Consider the following 18242-nt stretch of genomic DNA (forward strand, 5'->3'; position numbering starts at 1 on the left):
ACCAAGCCACAGACCGGAAATCATCACCAGTCACCCAGAAGTGACAAAGCACTACTACGACGCCGGGCACTTCCTCCTGGAAACCCACGCCACCGAGGTCGCCGACCTCCTGGTCACCTTCACCCACGACGCCTTCGACCGCGCGGAGGTCGCCGCATGACCTCGCCGACATTGACGGTCAAGCCTCTGACACCGGACTGCTGGGATGACTTCGAAACCGTCATGGGCGACCGGGGCGGTGCTCGTGGCTGCTGGTGCATGCACTGGCGGCTGAGCATCAATGAGTTCATGGAGAACAAGGGCGAAGGCAACAAGGCCGCCATGCGCGCCCTTGCCAAGCGCGATACGCCACCGGGAGTCGTCGGGTATCTCGATGGCGAGCCGGTGGCGTGGTGCGGCTTCGGTGACCGCGCGGACTTTACGCGCATGCAGCGCTCGACGCTGCTGAAACCGGTCGACGACGAGCCGGTGGTTTCGCTGACCTGCGTGTTGATCAAGAAAGACCACCGCAACGAAGGGTTGTTGGCGACATGGATCGCCGCGGTGTGCGACTACCTCGCTGAGACCTCCCAGATCCGCACCGTCGAGGCCTACCCGGTCGAACCTGGCGACGGGCGCAGAGCGGGACCAGACACGGCGATGACCGGCATCGCCAGCGCCTTCTCCGATGCCGGGTTCACCGAGATCACCCGACCCAAGCAGGACCGCCCCATCATGAGGTACCAGCTGCCGTGACCACCACCACGGCCTGGGTCGACGAACACTTCGTCGCCGGGGACGTCGCGCTCGACTTCGCCAACACCGTCTACCGTCGCTGGCCCGAACTCGGCGCCGACCTGTTGACCGATGCCGAGGCGCTCACCACCTGGCTCACCCGCACACGCCTACTGCCTGCCGACGGCGACCTCGGCGACGTGGTCACTCCGACCGCCCTGGAGGATGCCCGAACGCTACGAGCGCTGCTCTGGACGGCCTTCGATGCCCAGAGGGACGGCCACACGATGTCCGCACACGCCCTCACAGGCTTGCTCGACACCGCACGCCACGGCATCGCCAACGTCGCCGTGAAGGCTGACGGTTCCATGACCGCACGGGGCGTTGACGGAGCGTTCACGGTGCTGGCGTTGCGTGCGATCACGCTGATCCTCGACCCGCCACCGCGGGCCGTGCGGGCTTGTGATCGGTGCGGCTGGTTCTTCATCGACTCCTCACGCGGCCGTCGCCGCCGCTGGTGCAGCATGAAGACCTGCGGAAACCAGGCCAAAGCCGCCCGGTACCGCGGCGCCCATCCCTGATCAGCACCCCCCGGCACCTGGCACGCACCGCGTTGGCCGAGCAAAGGAGACTCAATGTCCGGTGGCGGCCCTCAAGTGCCGGCGGGTACTGGCGAGCCAGATCCCGGTCACCATGACGGCCACAGCGGCCACCTCGATGACGATGCGCACCCCGCCGAAAGAGAGCTTCTCCTCGAAGGCGAGCACCCCGATCAGCACGCTGGCGGCCGGGTCGACAAGCGTCAGCGCGGTCAGTGGGGCGGCCAGCCGCCCGCTCTGGAAGGCGTTGGCGGTGAGCGCCAGCGCACCGATCGCGACCGGGATCAGGGCGTAGAGGTGCCAGCTGGTCAGTACCGAGGCGGGGTTTTCGCTGAGCATCGTGGTAATCGGTTTCAGCAGGGACGCGAGCATCGCGTAGAACAGGCCGGTGGCAACGCCGAGCACGCCGCCTCGCGCGGCACCGGTGGTACGGGTCGAGACGATCAGGCAGATGGCAGTCGCGGCGCCGGCCGCGGCCCCGACGCCGAGCCAGGCCCCGACGGACGGGTCGGTGACGCCCGATCCAGGCTGCGCCGTGGCGAGAAAGGCCGTCAGCCCGGCGAGCCCGAGCGCGGCCGCGATCAGGTCACGCACGTGCGGCCGGGTCCGAGCCATCGCCGACTCGATCGGGATCGCGAAGAACAGGCCACTGGCGAGCAGCGGCTGCACCAGCGCGAGCGCGCCGAAGCCCAGCGCCAGCGCCTGAAGCGCGGTGCCGACCAGGTCGGGCACCCAGCCGAAGAGCCACAGCGGGCGGTGTAGAAGGATGATCAGCAGGCCGGGATCAGGCGCCCGCCGGTGTCGCTCCCGCTTCGCCGCCCGTTGCTGGAGCGCGGAGCTCAACCCGGTGCATATGGCCGAGCCCAACGCGAACAGGGCCGCTATCAGCGGCACGGCGCGACTCCACGCCAGTGTTCACGCAGCGGCCCGACCTGTAGCCCGCGCTCGGCGCAGTGGTCGAGCAGCTGGGGCAGAGCGGCCAGGCCAAACCGCCAGGAGCCGGAGACGAAGGTACCGCCGGAGTCGTGCAGCAGTACGGTGGCGCCGCCGGTGAGCCCGACGGTCAGCATGTCGCAGACCGAGCCGGGCGTGGCCGACCGGGTCCACTCCTTGCCCCAGCGGGTCCACAGCACCGGCGTCAGCTCCAGCTTCCGGGCCGCCAGCAGCGCCGGCAGGCTGAGGATGCCGTGCGGCGGGCGGAAGAAGCGCGGCCGGGTGCCGGTGGTCTCGGCGATCAGCGTGTGTGCCCTGGCCAGCTCGTCGTATGTCGCGGCCGGCCGCTCCAGCAGCAGGTTGCGGTGTGCCCACCCGTGCACCCCCACCTCGTGACCGGCGGCCACCAGGTCCCGACCGAGTTCGGGTCTGCGCGCCAGCATCGAGCCGAGCAGGAAGAACGTCGCGCGTACGCCGCGCGTGCCGAGCGCCTCGAGGAAGTGTGGCGTCGAGGCCGGGTGCGGCCCGTCGTCGAAGGTGAGCGCCACGTGATCGGGATCGCCGAGCCCGGCCAGGCGCGGGAAGAGGCTGATCCGCAGCCGGGTCAGTACGGTCAGTGCCGGCGCGCAGTGCACCGCCGCCGCGAGCCCCGCGGCGGCGGTCAACCTGGCCGCGCCGATGCCAGATACGCCGATCATCGGGCGAGGTCGGGCGGCGACGACCGCTTGGGCTCAAAGCTCACGGCTGGCCGGGCCCCTCTTGGCGGCCTCGGCGATCAGGGTCGCCGGGTCCGCCTCGAAGAGGGCCAGTCCGGCCTCCCGCTGCCGCTCGCCGCGGGCGCCCTCGATGAGTTCCAGGAGTATTGGTCCGAGCGCCTCGCGCTGACGTACCCAAGCCACCACGCCCGCCTCCGCCATCGTCGCGGCGTTCACCTTGCCGTGCCCAGGGATCGGGCGGTACGTGGCGACCGGCAGGCCGCACGCCAAGCCTTCGAGCGCGGTCAGGCCGCCGGCGTTCTCGACCAGGACGTCCACGGCGTGCATGAGCGGGACCATGTCCTCCACCCAGCCGAGCGGATGGCCGATCTGCCGCCGCTTCAGGCGCCGGTACATCGCGGTATTGCGGGCGCAGACGACGACCGGGATCGCCACCCCGCTACGGTCGACGTCCTCCGCCGCCGCTATCACGTCGCCCACCCCCCACGATCCGGCCACGAGCAGCGCGAGCCGCCCTTCGGCGGGCAGCCCGAACTGCACTCGCGCCTGCTGTTTCGCCTCGGCCGAGCCCGGCTGAAACCGCTTCGAGACCAGCCGCCCGGCCAGCCGTACGTCCGTGGCGCCGTACCGGTGGGCCTGTGCCCGGGTCGTCTCGTGCACCGCACAGTGGATGTCCACCCCCGGTGACACCCAGCTCGGGTACACGCCGAAATCGGTGAGGTAAGTGATCAGCGGCGCCTCCAGGTCTCCGCGGACGCGCAGCGGCCCGAGGATCTGGCTCGCGATGGGGAAGGTGGACACGACCGCCCTGGTGTCCGGCGGCACCAGTCGCAGGAACTGCCGCCGCAGCGGGCGCAGTATCGACCGTGTGGCGGACGCGGCGCCGGGGAAGTGCTCGCCGGTGGTGAACAACGCGTCGTAGGTCCACGGCACGTTGCTCAGCAAGCCGTGGTAGAGACGCAGGAGCAGCCGCCCCGACCGCCACGGGAAGACCTCGACGAGATCCCAGCAGTCCACCTGGAAGCCCCGCTCCTGCAGGCGGCGCGTCAGCTCTCGGGCGGCACCTGCGTGCCCTGCGCCGACCGCCGCCGTGAAGATCACGATCCGGGGCTCCCGCTCGCCGTTCTCCGCCCCGCCGAGCGGTGGCCGCCGCGCTTCGCCGCGCTCCGCCGCGCCGATCGGTGGCTTGCGCGTCGCGCCGCGCTGGGCCGCGACGCCACGCATCTCGCACTCGTCGTGGATCATCTCGGACAGCCCGTACCGGGGCCGCCAGCCGAGTTCGCGGCGGATCTTGTCGATCGAGCCGATCACCTTCGGGGGGTCGCCTGGACGCCGTCCGCCGTGCAGTTCCACGAAGTCGATTCCGGTACTCCATCGGATCGTGTCCAGCACCTCCCCGACCGAGTAGCCCACGCCGGACCCGACGTTGTAGACGGCGTCGCGGGCCCCGCCCTCCAGCGCCTCCACCGCGGCGACGTGCGCCGAGGCCACGTCGCGAACGTGTACGTAGTCCCGGACGCAGGAGCCGTCCGGGGTCGGGTAGTCGTGGCCGAACACGGTCGGGGACTCGCCGCGGGCGACCGCCTCGACGGCCAGCGGTACCAGGCCGGTGCCGGTACGCCTGCGGGCATGGGCGGGCCTGTCGGCGGCACCGGCCCAGGCCCCGGCGACGTTGAAGTAGCGCAGGATGACGCAGCTGAGGCTGCCCGCGCGGGCCGCGTCGGCGACGACCCACTCGCTGGCCAGCTTCGTCGCGCCGTAGGGGTTCATCGGCCGTGGTACCGCGTCCTCTTCGATCGTCTCGGCTTCCTGCGCCCCGTAGACCGCGGCGCTGGAGGAGAGCACGATCTGGCGTACCCCGATCTCCACCATCGCCTCCACCAGCGTCAGCGTGCCGGCGACGTTCTGCCGGTAGTACGCCAGCGGCCGGGCCACCGACTCCGCGACCGACTTGCGCCCGGCGAGGTGGACCACCCCGGTGACCGCGTACGTGGACAGCGCCCGGCGGACGGCGGCGGGATCGGTCACCGACGCGCACACCAGCGGCACCTCGGCCGGCAGCACGGCGGGGTCGCCGGTGGACAGGTCGTCGAGCACCACCACCCGGTGGCGGGCGTCGAGCAGACCCCGCACGACGGCACCGCCGATGTATCCAGCCCCTCCGGTCACCAACCATGCCATGGCGGCCGATTACCCCTCTATGCCCGGTCAAATCCCAAATATGGTGGTACTCCGCGGCGGCGCGCCAGCGAACCGCGCCGCAACTGGACGCATGCGCCGCGAGCTGGGTTCTGCCTGATTCCCACACAGGGCTTCGCGCATGTTCGGCCATTGAGCAGATCATGGCTTGGATTGACACTTATCGAATCCCGAGAGAGGATCGGCCCTGGTCGCTTCGCGTCACCGGGCGGGACGTGACGGCACTCTGCCGTGCCGGCGGGCCTCCGCTGGCCCTTCCCCCGGAGGAGACACCATGCACCGACGACCACCCCGTACCAGGCTGATCGCCGCGGCCCTCGCCACCGCGCTGACCGGCGCCGCCGCGGTCGCCACCGCCACCACCGGACAGGTCCTGAGCCGCCGAGCGCACCGCGCCAGCGACCGCGGCCCCCGCTCGGGCACGATGATCAGGTGAATATCGACGAGCGCGCGCTAGCCGAGTTCTGCGATCAGGTCGTCCCGTTGCTTGACGAACGCCAGACCAGACTGGTGCTCGGCGCACTGGCCGACGCCCTCGGCCGTGGCGGCAACAGCGCGGTCTCTCGGGCCTCGGGGCTGTCCCGAAACACCTTGGCCAGTGGCACCCGGGAGGTGCGGTCGGAGGCCGCGCCGTCGCTGCGGGTCCGCCGCCCGGGCGGCGGGCGCCGTCGCGCGGAGGTCAGGGACACCGAACTCATCGCCGACCTCGTCGCGGTGCTCGACGAGTTGGACCCGCCGCCCGTACCGGCACCTCCGATCCGGTGGACCACTCGGTCGACCCGTGAGCTGATCGCCGCGCTGCCGGGAGGACCACGGCGAGTCGCTCCCACGACCCTGGTTCGGTTGCTGCGCTTCCTCGGGTTCTGGGTCGTCACCAGCCCCGGCTCCGCCGGCCCGGCGCGCCGCTCCGCGGTGACCGGGCGCATGACCGACCTGGTGCGGACTCTGGAGTCCTTGGATCCCGAGACGACGGCGATTTCCGTCCGAGTCGAACGTCAGCAATGGCTGGACGATGACGAGCGGCTGCTGGAGGTACCCGACGAGCCGCCGTATGGGCGGATCAGGCTACGTGACTTCGCCGTGCTGGACACCGCGGTCCCGCTCCCCTACGGAGTCTTCGACATCGGCGTGAACGATCAGTGGAGGCCGCAGCCGGACCCGGACCTGTCGGTGACGGCCGCCGCTGTTCGGGCTTTCTGGTCCAGCCCGGATCTGGATCGGTCCGGCTCCCCCAGGCGGCTGCTGGTCATCGTGCCGGAGATCAGGCAGCGCGGCCGGCGACCCGAGGCTGGTCCGTCGCTGGCGGCTGCCCTGTCCGCCGAGTTCGCCGTCGAGGTCGAGGTGACCGAGATCCCGGTCTGCACGTGGCGCTGGTCGCATGTCGGACAACGGCTGTTCTGGCTCGTAACCGCCAACGACCGGGGAAGGCCGCTGGCCACGACACGCGCCACGGTAGAGGTGCCGGCTCTGCGGCCCTGATGAACTGCTCACATTGTTCTTGGACAAACTTTACAGCCGATACTCACATGGACTAGAGAGTAAGGGTGCCCTTACCTAAGTTGCCGGTAGCCTGTCGCCGCGTGGCGGCCGCGGCCCTGCTGTTCTCCGCCCTTACCGCGTTCACGGCGTGCGCCGACAGCGGCTCCACGACCCAGAGCTCTGATTCGCCAACGCCCGCCAACGCCGAGGCTGCCCGCGCCGCCGGCATCGGCCCCGCGGTCCCACTCGACGGCACCCCCGGCTTCGCCGAGATCGTCGCCGGCTACGCGGGGTTCGGAACCGACGCCGCGCCGGGACAGTTCCCGCGGACCGTGACCCACGCCGGCGGCAAGACCACGCTGGAAGCGCGGCCGACCAGAGTGGTCACGCTGGACAGCGCCGAACGGGACGCCCTGCTGGCACTTGGCCTGATGCCGGTCGGCGTCACCGACGGGGTCAACGACCCGCCGGCGGTGGCCGACGTGCCGCGCGTTGGTGGCATCGAGGCGCCCAGCCTGGACGCGATCCTGGCGCTGAAGCCCGACCTGATCCTCACCAACGAGAACCGCAGCGGCGACATCTACGACCAGCTCACCAAGATCGCGCCGACCGTGATGAGCGTGCAGACCGGCGTTACCTGGAAGCAGAACTTCGAACTCTTCACCGCCGCCCTGGGCGCCGAGGAGCAGGCGCGGCGGGTCACCGCCGACTACGAGGATCGCGCCGCCGAGGTCGCCGCCCTGCTGGGTGACGAACCTCCGACGATCTCGGTGGTCCGGGTGCGCAGTGAGCAGATCCGGCTTTACCAGCGGTCCAGCTACTCCGGTTCGATCCTCGACGGCGTCGGAGTGCCCCGCCCGAAGGAGTCCAACTACGACGCCAACTTCGTCGAGCTCAGCCCGGAGCGGCTACAGGCCGCCGACGCCGACATCGTGCTGGTCGCGATGGACGATTCGTTGGACCAGGCTCAGGTCGACGAGTTCCTCTCGCAGCCGTTGTGGAAGACGCTGAACGCGCACCGCAAGGGCCAGCTCCACCAGGTCGACAGCACGTACTGGATCGCCGGTGGCGGCTACCAGGGCGCCTTCGCGATCCTGGACGACCTCAAGCGGATCCTCGCCGGGTACCCGCGCTGACCCGCCGGAGAGTGGGCGGGCTACTGCCGGCGCTGTGCGCGCTGGCGGTGCTCGCCCTCGCCAGTCTGCTGGTGGGATCGGTGCCCATACCTGTGGCCGATGCCGTGGCGTCGATCGTGGCATTCGATCCGGCGGACGCTGAGCACATCATCGTGCGCGACATGCGGGTCCCGCGAACGCTGCTGGCCGTCCTGGTCGGAGGCGCGCTGGGTCTGGCGGGGGCGCTCATCCAGGCACTCACTCGCAACCCTCTCGCCGGGCCGGGCATCCTGGGCGTCAACGCCGGAGCCGCGTTCGCCGTGGTGCTGGTGATCTCCATTTTCGGGGTCACCAGCCTGAGCGCGTACGTGTGGGCGGCATTCGCTGGCGCACTGGTCGCTGCCGCCGCGGTCTACGGGCTGAGCACGATCGGCCGTGGCGGCGCCGATCCGGTACGGATGGTGCTGTCCGGGGTCGCCGTCGGAGCCGTCCTCACCGGACTCACGTCCACCATCACCTTGGTCGACGAGACCGTCTTCGACCACTTCCGGTACTGGGCGGTGGGAAGCCTGGCCGGGCGAGACATCGACGTGGTCCGGCACGTGATCGTGTTCGTGGTCTGTGGCATCGTGCTGGCGCTCGCCCTGGCCGGAAACCTCAACGCGCTCGCCCTCGGCGAAGAGCTGGCCACCGCCCAGGGAGCTCGGGTCGGCCGGACCCGAGCCCTCGGGGTGCTGGCGGTCACCGCGCTGTGTGGAAGCGCCACCGCGGCGGTCGGGCCGATCGGCTTCGTCGGCCTGGTCGTGCCGCACATCGCCCGGTGGATCTGCGGACCCGACCAGCGGTGGATCCTCACGTACAGCCTGCTGCTGGGGCCGACCCTGACCCTGGCCGCCGACATCGTGGCCCGGACGATCGTCGTTCCCGCCGAGCTGCCGGCCGGCGTGGTGACCGCGTTCTTCGGCGCACCGGTTCTGATAGCCCTGGTCCGCCGCACGAAGCTGAGCCAGCTGTGAATCGGCGTCGACGGGCTCCCGGAGTCACCAGCGGATCCGAACCCGGCGGGGCGGGCGCGCCGAGCGCTCTCCCCCGCGGCACCATGGTGTTCCGGCCGGGGCCGCTATCGCTTCGGTGGCATCGGCGGACGGCGGTGGCCACGGGGGCTCTGATGGTCGTGGCCGCCGCGGTCGGCTGCTACTCGCTGACCGTCGGCGAGTTCACCGTGCCGGTACGCGAGGTGATAGGTGTGCTGGCCGGAAACACCTCCTCCGACGCCCACCTGGTCGTCATGGAGTGGCGGCTTCCCCGGGCGATCCTCGCCATCGTCGTCGGCGCCTGTCTTGGCATCGGCGGCGCGATCTTCCAGTCACTCTCCAAGAACCCGCTGGGCTCGCCCGACATCGTCGGTTTCAACGTCGGCGCTGCCACCGGGGCGCTGGTGGCCGTTCTGGTGCTGGACGCCGGCTACTACGAGCGGGCCGTCGGCGCACTCATCGGCGGAATCATCGCGGGAGCCGCCGTCTACACCCTCGCCTACAAGCGCGGCATCCACGGCTTCCGCCTGGTGCTGGTGGGGATCGCGGTCGGCTCGCTGCTGTCGTCGGTCAACGCGTACCTGATCGTCAAAGCAGACCTCACCCGCGCGATGTCAGCCGCGACCTGGCAGGCCGGTTCGCTCTACGGGCTCACCGAAGACCACCTGTGGCCCGTGCTGATCACGTTCCTGGTGCTCCTGCCTGTGGCGCTCGCGCTGAGCCGGCCGATGCGAATCCTGGAAATGGGCGACGACACCGCCCGCAGCCTCGGCGTCAGCCACGAACGGGTCCGGCTCGCCCTCGTCGGATGCGCCCTCGCGATGACGGCCGCGGCCACCGCCATCGCCGGTCCGATCGCGTTCGTGGCGCTCGCCGCGCCGCAGCTAGCCCGCCGAGTGGCCCGGACACCCGGGATCGCCGTCCTGCCCTCGGCGGCCATGGGCGCCGTACTGCTCTCTGTCAGCGACCTCCTCGCCCGGCGGCTGTTCGCCCCGGCCGAGGTCCCGGTCGGCGCGGTGACCATCTGCCTCGGCGGCGGCTACCTGGTCTGGCTGCTCGCCCGGGAACGACACCGTGGAAGAAGCTGAGGCCAGGGCGACGAGTGTCCACAGGACGTCGACGATCAGGATGACGGCCCAAACCTTTGGTAACGCCATATCCGAGCCTGCGTTTGCCAGCGGCTGCCAAACCCTGAACACACTCGCGGATCGGCTTCCCGGCCACCGTCGGAGCAGCTCAGTAGGCTGTTTTCCGTGGTAGCGCCGCATGGGCCCGGGGTAGCCGAGCTCGAACTGGACGAACAAGGCCGACCCTCGCGGCCGGTGCGCGTCCTCGACCTCGACGCGCTCTCGCCCGATCAGGTCGACGAGGCCGTCGAGGCGGCCATGCCCGGCGCGCCGGCGCTGGTCGGGGTCACCCGCGTCCAACCCGCCGAGTCGGCCGGCCCCTTGCTGGAGGCGCTCACCTGCACGCTGGTCGCCGTGCCCGGCCTGACCGATCGCGACCTCCCCCGCACCTGCGTCGCGGTGCCCGACCTGGACCGGGCCGTCGCCGCCCTGCGCGGCACCGCCGAGTCCTCGCCGTACGCCACGCTCGCCCTGGTCGGCCTGCTCCGGCTGACCGCCGGGGCAGGAGTCGCCGACGGGCTGGTCGCGGAGTCGCTGGCCTACTCGATGCTGCTGGCCGGACCGGAGTTTCTGGCCTGGCGCGAGCGCACCCCGAGGCGGGCCGTCCCGCCTGGCGACGAGCCCGTCCGGCTGTCCCGGGTCGGCGACACGCTGCGTGTCGTGTTGAGCCGGCCGGACCGGCACAACGCCTTCGACCGCGGGATCCGGGACGGCCTCGTCGAGGCGATGCGGCTGTGCGAGCTCGACGACTCGATCACCGCCGTCGAGCTCTCCGGCGCCGGGCGCTCCTTCTCCAGCGGTGGCGATCTCGACGAGTTCGGCACCACCCCGAACGTGGCCGCCGCCCACCTGATCCGGCTGCGGCAGAGCGCGGGCTACGCGGTGCACCGGGTGGCGGATCGGGTCCGGGCGGTCGTGCACGGCTCCTGCATCGGCGCCGGCATCGAGGTCCCCGCCTTCGCCAGTCGCCTCGACGCCAGCGACGACGCGCGCTTCCAACTTCCCGAGCTGCGCATGGGCCTGGTGCCCGGTGCCGGCGGGACGGTGAGCATCACCCGGCGGATCGGCCGTTGGCGCACCGCCTACCTCGCGCTGCTCGCCGAGCCGGTAAGCGTGACGACAGCTCTCGCGTGGGGCTTGGTGGACTCGCGTGTCTGAGGTGCGGCCCCGCCCGCTGACCGGGCTCCGGTTTGACGTCGCCGGTGCCGGCCCTGCCGCGGTCCGTGCCCACGACCTGCTCGGCTTTCTTGGCGCGGCGTCGGATGCCGGCTCCGGCCGCACCATCGACCTCGCCGGGACGCCGTCGCCGCTCGCGGACTGGGCCGCCTCCGGCGCCATGGCACTCACCGGCCGCGCGGACGGTCCGGCGCTCGTCGCGCCGGGCGAGCCGGCGACAGCGGTACGCGCGGCGCTCGCGGTCTTCGCCGGGCTGACCCTCGCCCGCACCGGCCGGGAGCCCGACCTGCCGGGGCCGGGGCTGCTCGCGGAGCGGGCCGCCATCGCCGGCTTCACCAGACAGGGCCCGCTATCCTGCGGCGGCGCCTTCCGGATGTTGTCCACAGTAGACGGATGGCTCGGCATCTCGCTCCCCCGCGCCGGCGACCTCGACCTCGTGCCGGCGTTGACCGAGGGCGGGACGGGTAGGGACCCGTGGGCCGACGTGGCGGACTGGGCCCGGCGGGGCGGGGCCGCCGCGGCGGCCGACCGAGCCCAGTTGCTCGGCATCGGGGCGGCCGCGGTACCCGCCGGGAGCCCGGACGACGAACAGTTGCGCCACCGCAGGCAGATCGCCGGCTCCGACCGTACCGCCGCGATTTTCACCCGGGGCGGACCGCGCGCCGGCCGCGGCGCGCCCCTGGTCCTGGACCTCACCTCGCTGTGGGCGGGGCCGCTCTGCGCGCACCTGCTCGGTCTCGCGGGGGCCGAGGTGGTGAAGGTGGAGGGAGTACGGCGTCCGGACGGCGCGCGTTCCGGGCCGCGCGCCTTCTTCGACCTGCTGCACGCGGGCCATGCCGCGGTGGCGCTGGACCTGACCGAGCCGGGCGGCGTGGCGACGCTCAAGGCGCTGGTGGGGCGCGCCGACATGGTGCTGGAGGCGTCGCGGCCCCGGGCGATGCGGCAGTTGGGGATCGACGCCGAGCAGGTCGTCGCCAACGGGACGAGCTGGGTCTCGATCACGGCGTACGGCCGGACCGGGCCCTGGCAGCACCGGGTCGGCTTCGGCGACGACGTGGCCGCCGCCGCCGGACTTGTCGTGCGCGACGGCGGCGAACCACTGCCGTGCGGGGACGCGATCGCCGACCCGTTGGCCGGTGTGTACGGCGCGGTGGCGGCTGCCGCGGCGCTGCTCAGCGACCACGCCTGGCTCGTCGACATCGCCATGCGTGACGTCGCGATGCTCGCCGCCGAGGGGCCGCTCCATCCGCCCGGTGATGTGGAGGTCGGTGCCCCGGTCGCCCGGCGTCCCACCGCCGCGGCCCGCCCGCTCGGCGCGGATACCGGGGCCGTGTTGCGCCGGCTGGGGCTGGCGTGAGCCTGTTTCTCCGCGACGTCGAGGTCGACGGCAGGCCGGCCGCGGTCCGGGTCGCGGCCGGCGTCGTCGCCGCCGTAGGGCGAAACCTGAAACCCGGCTCCGGCGACGAGGTCGTCGACGGCCGCGGCGGCGCGCTCGTGCCCGGCCTGCACGACCACCACCTGCACCTGCTCGCCACGGCGGCCGCGGCCTCGTCGGTCGAGTGCGGCCCACCGAGCGTCGCCGACGCCGAAGGGCTGCGGCGGGCGCTGGCCCGGATGTCCGCGACGCTGCCGGAGGGCGCGTGGCTGCGCGGCGTCGGCTACCACGAACAGGTCGCCGGCGACCTGGACCGGCGCGGGCTAGACGCTCTCCTTCCCGATCGGCCGCTGCGGATACAGCATCGCGGCGGCGCCCTGTGGATGCTGAACTCCGCCGCCCTCGCGCTCGTCTCCCCCGCGCTTGACGACAGCGCCGATGTGGAGCGGGACGAGAGCGGCACACCGACCGGCCGGCTCTGGCGGTACGACACGCGGCTGCGCGCCGCGATCCTGAGCGCCCCGCCCGATCTCGCCGCCGTGGGCGCGCGGCTCGTCTCGTACGGGATCACCGGTGTCACCGATGCCACGCCGGACCTCGACCAGCGATCGGTGGACCTGCTCACCGGGGCGGTCCTGGACGGCAGCCTGCCGGTCCGGCTCCAGCTGCTCGGGTGGTCCGATCCGGCGGGGCTGCCGCGGACGGTGCGGATCGGCCCGCGAAAACTACTGCTGCGGGACCACGACCTGCCCCGGCTCGACGAGCTGGCCGACGCCGTCACGGCCGCCCACCGTCAGGGGATCCCGGTGGCCGTGCACTGCGTCTCCCGCGAGTCGCTGCTGCTGACGCTCACCGCGCTGGAGCAGGCCGGTCCGGCTCCCGGCGACCGGATCGAGCACGCCGCCGTGGTCCCGCACGAGGTCCGGTCCTGGATCGCCCGGCTCCGGGTACGGGTGGTGACGCAGCCCGGGTTCGTCCGCGACCGGGGCGACGACTACCTGACCGACGTGGCCGGCGACGACCTGCCCTACCTGTACCCGTACGCGACGTTGCTCGGCGCCGGGGTGCCCGTGGCGCCGTCGAGCGACGCGCCGTACGGCGAGATCGACCCGTGGGCCGCCATGGCGACCGCCGGTGACCGGCTGACCCGGCGGGGCACCGGGCTCGGTCTCGACGAGCGGGTCCCGGCCGAAACCGCCCTGGCCGGATATCTGTCCCCATTGGACACACCTGGCGGCCGGCCCCGCACGGTCCGTCCTGGCGCGCTGGCGGACCTGTGCCTGCTCAGCGAGGCGCTCCCCCGGGCACTGGCCGAACCGCACGCGGGCCTGGTCCGGATGACGATCACCGGCGGCGTCGTGCGGTACGGGTCATGAACCGTCCGTCGTCCGGGCGGCGTCGCGCATCGACCTGGCGTCGTGGCCGGCCAGCGAGTCCCGTCCGACCTCGGCGTTGTGGGCGTGCGCCAGATGGTGCAGGCCGAAGGCGGCGTCCATGCCGTCGCGCATCCCCATGAGGTCCTCGGCCTGGTTGACCGCGCGCTTCGCGAGCGCCAGGCCCAGCGGTGGCATCGCCGCGATCCGCGTCGCGATGTCGACGGTCTCCGCCTCCAGGTCCGCTCGCGGGACCACCCGGTTCACCATGCCCAACTGGTGGGCGCGGTGCGCGTCGATCCGCTCGCCGAGGAAGAGGAACTCCTTGGCCTGCCTGGTGCCGAGCGTCCACGGGTGGGCGAAGTACTCCACTCCGGGGATGCCCATCCGCAGCACCGGATCGGCGAAGAACGCGTCGTCGGCGGCGATGATGAGGTCGCAGACCCAGGCCAGCATGAGTCCGCCCGCGATGCAGGCGCCCTGCACCGATGCGATCGTCGGCTTGGGCAGTTCCCGCCAGCGGCGGCACATCCCGAGGTACACCTCTGACTCGCGGGCGAACCGGCTTTCCGCGCCGGGGCGGCCGACGTGGTCCCACCACAGGCCGGCGCGGCGCGGGAAGGTCTTGTCGATGTCCCGCTCCGGCGTTCCGATGTCGTGCCCGGCGGAGAAGTGCTCTCCGTCGCCCCGGAGCACGATCACGGCGACCTCGCTGTCGTCCGCCGCGCGGTAGAAGGCGTCGTCGAGGGCGTACGTCATCGCGGAGTTCTGCGCGTTGCGGTACCGGGGGCGGTTCATGGTGACGATGGCGATCGGGCCACGCCGCTCGTACCGCACCACGTCCCGCGCCTGCCCTGGTTGGTCTGTCATCGTCGCCACCTTCCTCGTCACCGCGCAAGGCCGAGCCAACGCACCGGCCGGATCAACGCACCAGGCCGAGCGACCGGCCCACCTCGCGGCGGTGCGAGCCGGCCCCGCCCCACGCCTCCGCCAGTGCCCAGGTGCGTTTCAGGAACAGGTGCAGGTCGTACTCGACCGTGTATCCGATCGCACCGTGGCACTGCAGGGCGGTCCGGGCCACGGCCGATGCCGCGGTGCCCGCCAGCGCCTTCGCCATCGACACGTCCCGTCCGGCGTCCGGCGAACCGGTCGCCATGCTGTACCCCGCGGCAAGTACCGCGGGCTCGGCGAACTCGATCCGCACCAGCGCCTCGGCCAGCGCGTGCTGGACGGCCTGGAAGCTGCCCACCGGAGCGCCGAACTGGCGGCGGTCGCTCACGTGCCGTACCGCCATGTCGAGCATCCGGCGCCCGAGCCCGACGAGTTCGGCGGCGGTACCGAGGACAGCCCGCCGCCAGGCTCGCAGCACCTCGGGCCCGTCGGCGATCGGCTCACCGACCGGTCCGGTGTGCCGGACCAGGCCGCGGCTCGGGTCCACCGAGGCAAGGGGCTCCAGGTCGCTCGCGTCGATCGCGGTCAGGTGGATCGAGCCGGCCCCACCCCATCCTCCACTGAGGACAAACGCGGCGCCGCGGCCGTGCGGGAACTGGCCGCCGGCGGTGGGGTCGGCGGCGATCGTCAGCTCACCACGGAGGATCGACGCGAGGGTCGTCGAGTGCTCGGGCCGTCCGGCGAGCAACGGACCGGCCAGCGCGATCGCCTCCAGCGCGGGCAGCGGGAGGGCGACCCGGCCGGCCTCGATCAGCAGGGCGGCCATCGAGACCTCGTCGAGCCCGAGCCCGCCGTGCTCCTCCGGCACCAGCAGGCCCAGCGCCCCCATCTCGCCGAGCCGCTGCCACAGGCTCCGCAGCGGTGGTGCGTCCGGGGCGGAGCGCAACAGGGCGGTGGAGCACTCGCGCTCGAACAGGGACCGGATGACGGAGCGGAACTCCTCCTGCTCCGTGGAGAGCCCGAAGTGCATCGGCGCCTATTTCCTCGGCAGGCCGAGCAGGCGCTCGGCGACGATCGTGCGCTGGATCTCGTTGGTGCCGGCGTAGATCGGCCCGCCCAGGGCGAACTGGAACCCGCGGCTCCAGGGGCCGTCCAGCTCGCCCTCCGCGCCGAGCAGTTCGAGCGCGGTGGCGTGCAGCCGGATGTCCAGCTCAGACCAGAAGAGCTTGTTGAGGCTCGACGCCGGGCCGGGCTCGCGCCCGGCGCGGATCTCGGTGACCTGCCGGAGCGTGAAGAGGTGGTACGCCTCGGCGGCCATCCAGCCCTGCACCACCTCGTCCGCCAGCCGTGGGTCGAGGTCGTCGCCGTGGCTGGCGGCCAGGTCGACGAGGCGGCGGGCGGTCTGCCGGAACCGACCCGGCGAGCGCAGGGTGAGGCCGCGCTCCGACCCCGTGGTCGCCATCGCGACCCGCCAGCCCTGGTGCACCTCGCCGAGCACGGCGTCGTCGGGCACGAACACGTCGTCGAAGAAGACGTCGGCGAATCCCTCGTCCCCGTCGAGCCGGCCGAAGCCGCGGACCGTGACGCCGTCGGAGTCGAGCGGCACGAGGAAGTAGGTGAGCCCGCGGTGCCGCCCCGCCTCGGGGTCGGTGCGGAACAGCCCGAACAGGTGCGTGCAGAACGCTCCCCGGGTCGTCCAGGTCTTCTGGCCGGTCAACCGCCAGCCACCGGCGTGCTCGTCCCGGACCGCGCCACTGCGGATGGAGGCCAGGTCGCTGCCGGCCTCCGGCTCGGACCACCCCTGGCACCACACGTCCCGCATGGCCGCCATCCGCGGCAGGATGCGGTCCTGCTGCTCCTGCGTGCCGAAGGCGAACAGGGTCGGGGCGAGCAGGAAGATGCCGTTCTGGGCGACCCGCTGCGGCGCGCCCGACCGGTGGTACTCCTCTTCGAAGATGAGCCATTCGGCGAGCGACGCGTCCCGGCCGCCGTATCGCTTGGGCCAGGAGACCACCGCCCAGCCGGCGTCGAAGAGCTCGCACTCCCACCGCACGTGCAGGGTGAACCCGGCTGCCGTGTCGCCGGATGGCAGGGGTGGGTCAGGACGGTGCGCGGCGAGCCACTCCCTCGCCTCCGCACGGAACTCCGCCTCGGCCGGGGTGTCGCGCAAGTCCACTTGGTGTACCCCCACCGGCGACGACTTCCAGATTGTGGAGACCATATCCACTTCTTCGCGTAACCGTCAATCCCGCACGTCGGGGCTTGACCCGACGGGGTCAGCCTCCGTAGCTTCCACATTATGGAGGCAACTTTCGCACACCGCGGGTGGGAGGAGGTGCCGGGTTGGATTTCAATCTGAGCGAGACCCAGCTGGCCCTTCGTGAGTCCACCCGGCAACTCTGCCAAGGCTTCGACTCGCACTACTGGCGACGGATAGACGACGAGAAGATCTTCCCAGAGGAGTTCGCCAAGGCGTGCGTGGCGGCCGGCCTTCCCGGCACGATGCTCCCCGTCGAACTCGACGGGGTCGGACTCGGCGTCACCGAGGCTGCCATCGTCCTCCAGGAGATCGCGGCCAGCAACGGCGGGCTCGACGCCTGTTCGGTCGTGCACATGGGCATGTTCGGGCTCAACCCGATCCTCGTGCACGGCAACGAGGAGCAGAAGCGGGAGTACCTGCCCCGGGCGGCCCGCGGCGAACTGAACTCCTGCTTCCTCGTGACGGAGCCGGACGCCGGGGTCGACACGACCCGGATCACCACGACGGCCCGCCGCGAGGGCGACACGTACGTGGTCAACGGCCGCAAGGTGTGGATCAGCCGGGCCGCCCAGGCCGAGTACGGGCTGCTGCTGTGCCGTACCGAACCGTACTCGGCGGTGGAACGCAAGACCGATGGCATGACGCTGCTCTTCATCCCGATGCGCGTGCCCGAGGTGATCATCACCGAGATCCCGAAGATGGGCCGCAACGGAGTCTCCTCCAACGAGGTGGTCATCGACGGGCTGCGGGTACCGGCCTCGTGCCGGATCGGCGAGGAGGGCAACGGCTTCCGGCACCTGCTCGACGGGATCAACCCGGAACGCATCATGATCGCGGCGGAGGCGGTCGGCCTCGGGCTGAACGTGATCGAGCGCGCCGCGGCGTACGCGCGCGACCGCGTCGTGTTCGGCCGTCCGATCGGCCAGAACCAGGGGGTGCAGCTCCCGCTGGCCGACGCCTACTCACAGCTCAAGCTCGCCGAACTCGCCACCTTCGAAGCGGCGTGGCGGTACGACTCCGGGCTGGACTGCGGGGCGCAGGCGAACATGGCGAAGCTGCGCGCCACGGAGGCGGCCCACTACGCCGTGAACGTCGCGTTCGAGACGTTCGGCGGGTACGGCTACGCCAAGGAGTACGACATCGAACGCTTCTACCGGCAACTGCCGCTGACCCGGGTCGCACCGGTCACCAACAACCTGACGAAGGCATTCATCGCCACGCAGGTTCTCGGTCTGCCGAAGTCCTACTAGC

Annotated in this window: 17 protein-coding genes; 11 read left to right on the plus strand and 6 right to left on the minus strand. The window is 71.8% G+C overall.

Going from position 1 to position 18242, the window contains the following annotated elements:
• Positions 1-156: 156 nt before the first annotated feature.
• Positions 157-735 carry a GNAT family N-acetyltransferase gene (locus tag ACFFIA_RS22620; protein ID WP_377253617.1) on the plus strand — a complete coding sequence of 193 codons (579 nt, stop codon included), beginning with the start codon at positions 157-159 and terminating at the stop codon, positions 733-735.
• Entirely contained in the window at positions 732-1295 is a 564-nt protein-coding gene (locus ACFFIA_RS22625; protein ID WP_377253618.1) for a CGNR zinc finger domain-containing protein, read from the plus strand. Before ACFFIA_RS22620 ends, ACFFIA_RS22625 begins: the two co-directional genes overlap by 4 nt.
• 51 nt (positions 1296-1346) lie before the next feature.
• Here ACFFIA_RS22625 and ACFFIA_RS22630 read toward each other — a convergent pair whose 3' ends face one another.
• Genes ACFFIA_RS22630 through galE form a run of 3 tightly spaced genes read right to left on the minus strand, consistent with a single transcriptional unit; the run spans position 1347 to position 5131 of the window.
• Complete coding sequence (locus ACFFIA_RS22630) at positions 1347-2207, minus strand: DMT family transporter (RefSeq protein WP_377253619.1); 861 nt, start codon at positions 2205-2207, stop codon at positions 1347-1349.
• Positions 2198-2944 carry a polysaccharide deacetylase family protein gene (locus tag ACFFIA_RS22635; protein WP_377253620.1) on the minus strand — a complete coding sequence of 249 codons (747 nt, stop codon included), beginning with the start codon at positions 2942-2944 and terminating at the stop codon, positions 2198-2200. The genes ACFFIA_RS22630 and ACFFIA_RS22635 overlap by 10 nt, the downstream gene beginning before the upstream one ends.
• Positions 2945-2977: 33 nt before the next feature.
• On the minus strand, positions 2978-5131 hold the full coding sequence (galE, locus tag ACFFIA_RS22640; RefSeq protein WP_377253621.1) for a UDP-glucose 4-epimerase GalE: 2154 nt from the start codon (positions 5129-5131) through the stop codon (positions 2978-2980).
• A gap of 304 nt (positions 5132-5435) precedes the next feature.
• Here galE and ACFFIA_RS22645 point away from each other — a divergent pair, with 304 nt between their 5' ends.
• The 8 genes from ACFFIA_RS22645 to ACFFIA_RS22680 all read left to right on the plus strand — a co-directional run bounded on the left by ACFFIA_RS22645 (position 5436) and on the right by ACFFIA_RS22680 (position 13843).
• The gene (locus ACFFIA_RS22645) at positions 5436-5597 is read left to right on the plus strand and encodes a hypothetical protein (protein ID WP_377253622.1); all 162 of its coding nucleotides are present in this window, start codon (positions 5436-5438) and stop codon (positions 5595-5597) included.
• Positions 5594-6640 carry an ISAzo13-like element transposase-related protein gene (locus ACFFIA_RS22650; RefSeq protein ID WP_377253623.1) on the plus strand — a complete coding sequence of 349 codons (1047 nt, stop codon included), beginning with the start codon at positions 5594-5596 and terminating at the stop codon, positions 6638-6640. The genes ACFFIA_RS22645 and ACFFIA_RS22650 overlap by 4 nt, the downstream gene beginning before the upstream one ends.
• Positions 6641-6741: 101 nt before the next feature.
• Positions 6742-7776 carry an ABC transporter substrate-binding protein gene (locus ACFFIA_RS22655; protein WP_377253624.1) on the plus strand — a complete coding sequence of 345 codons (1035 nt, stop codon included), beginning with the start codon at positions 6742-6744 and terminating at the stop codon, positions 7774-7776.
• An 11-nt stretch (positions 7777-7787) separates the two neighbouring features.
• The gene (locus ACFFIA_RS22660) at positions 7788-8771 is read left to right on the plus strand and encodes a FecCD family ABC transporter permease (RefSeq protein WP_377253625.1); all 984 of its coding nucleotides are present in this window, start codon (positions 7788-7790) and stop codon (positions 8769-8771) included.
• A 134-nt stretch (positions 8772-8905) separates the two neighbouring features.
• Positions 8906-9877 (plus strand): FecCD family ABC transporter permease, encoded by a 972-nt coding sequence (locus ACFFIA_RS22665; protein ID WP_377253626.1) that lies wholly within the window; start codon positions 8906-8908, stop codon positions 9875-9877.
• A 234-nt stretch (positions 9878-10111) separates the two neighbouring features.
• Positions 10112-11074 carry an enoyl-CoA hydratase/isomerase family protein gene (locus ACFFIA_RS22670; protein ID WP_377253627.1) on the plus strand — a complete coding sequence of 321 codons (963 nt, stop codon included), beginning with the start codon at positions 10112-10114 and terminating at the stop codon, positions 11072-11074.
• Positions 11067-12449, plus strand: coding sequence for a CoA transferase (locus ACFFIA_RS22675; RefSeq protein ID WP_377253628.1), 1383 nt, complete (start codon positions 11067-11069; stop codon positions 12447-12449). Before ACFFIA_RS22670 ends, ACFFIA_RS22675 begins: the two co-directional genes overlap by 8 nt.
• A complete protein-coding gene (locus ACFFIA_RS22680; RefSeq protein WP_377253629.1) occupies positions 12446-13843 on the plus strand; it encodes an amidohydrolase family protein in 1398 nt (465 codons plus the stop codon). The genes ACFFIA_RS22675 and ACFFIA_RS22680 overlap by 4 nt, the downstream gene beginning before the upstream one ends.
• Here ACFFIA_RS22680 and ACFFIA_RS22685 read toward each other — a convergent pair.
• The 3 genes from ACFFIA_RS22685 to ACFFIA_RS22695 are packed head-to-tail and all read right to left on the minus strand — an operon-like array spanning position 13838 to position 16952.
• Positions 13838-14710, minus strand: a complete 873-nt coding sequence (locus ACFFIA_RS22685; RefSeq protein ID WP_377253630.1) for an enoyl-CoA hydratase — start codon at positions 14708-14710, stop codon at positions 13838-13840. The genes ACFFIA_RS22680 and ACFFIA_RS22685 overlap by 6 nt on opposite strands.
• Before the next feature lie 52 nt (positions 14711-14762).
• Positions 14763-15761, minus strand: coding sequence for an acyl-CoA dehydrogenase family protein (locus ACFFIA_RS22690; RefSeq protein WP_377253631.1), 999 nt, complete (start codon positions 15759-15761; stop codon positions 14763-14765).
• Between the two features lie 6 nt (positions 15762-15767).
• The gene (locus tag ACFFIA_RS22695; RefSeq protein ID WP_377253632.1) at positions 15768-16952 is read right to left on the minus strand and encodes an acyl-CoA dehydrogenase family protein; all 1185 of its coding nucleotides are present in this window, start codon (positions 16950-16952) and stop codon (positions 15768-15770) included.
• Positions 16953-17074: 122 nt separating this feature from the next.
• Between ACFFIA_RS22695 and ACFFIA_RS22700 the strand changes: the two genes are divergently transcribed.
• On the plus strand, positions 17075-18241 hold the full coding sequence (locus ACFFIA_RS22700) for an acyl-CoA dehydrogenase family protein (RefSeq protein ID WP_377253633.1): 1167 nt from the start codon (positions 17075-17077) through the stop codon (positions 18239-18241).
• Position 18242 lies beyond the last annotated feature (1 nt).

This window comes from Phytohabitans kaempferiae, assembly GCF_042433955.1.
In the GTDB taxonomy this organism is placed as follows: domain Bacteria; phylum Actinomycetota; class Actinomycetes; order Mycobacteriales; family Micromonosporaceae; genus Phytohabitans; species Phytohabitans kaempferiae.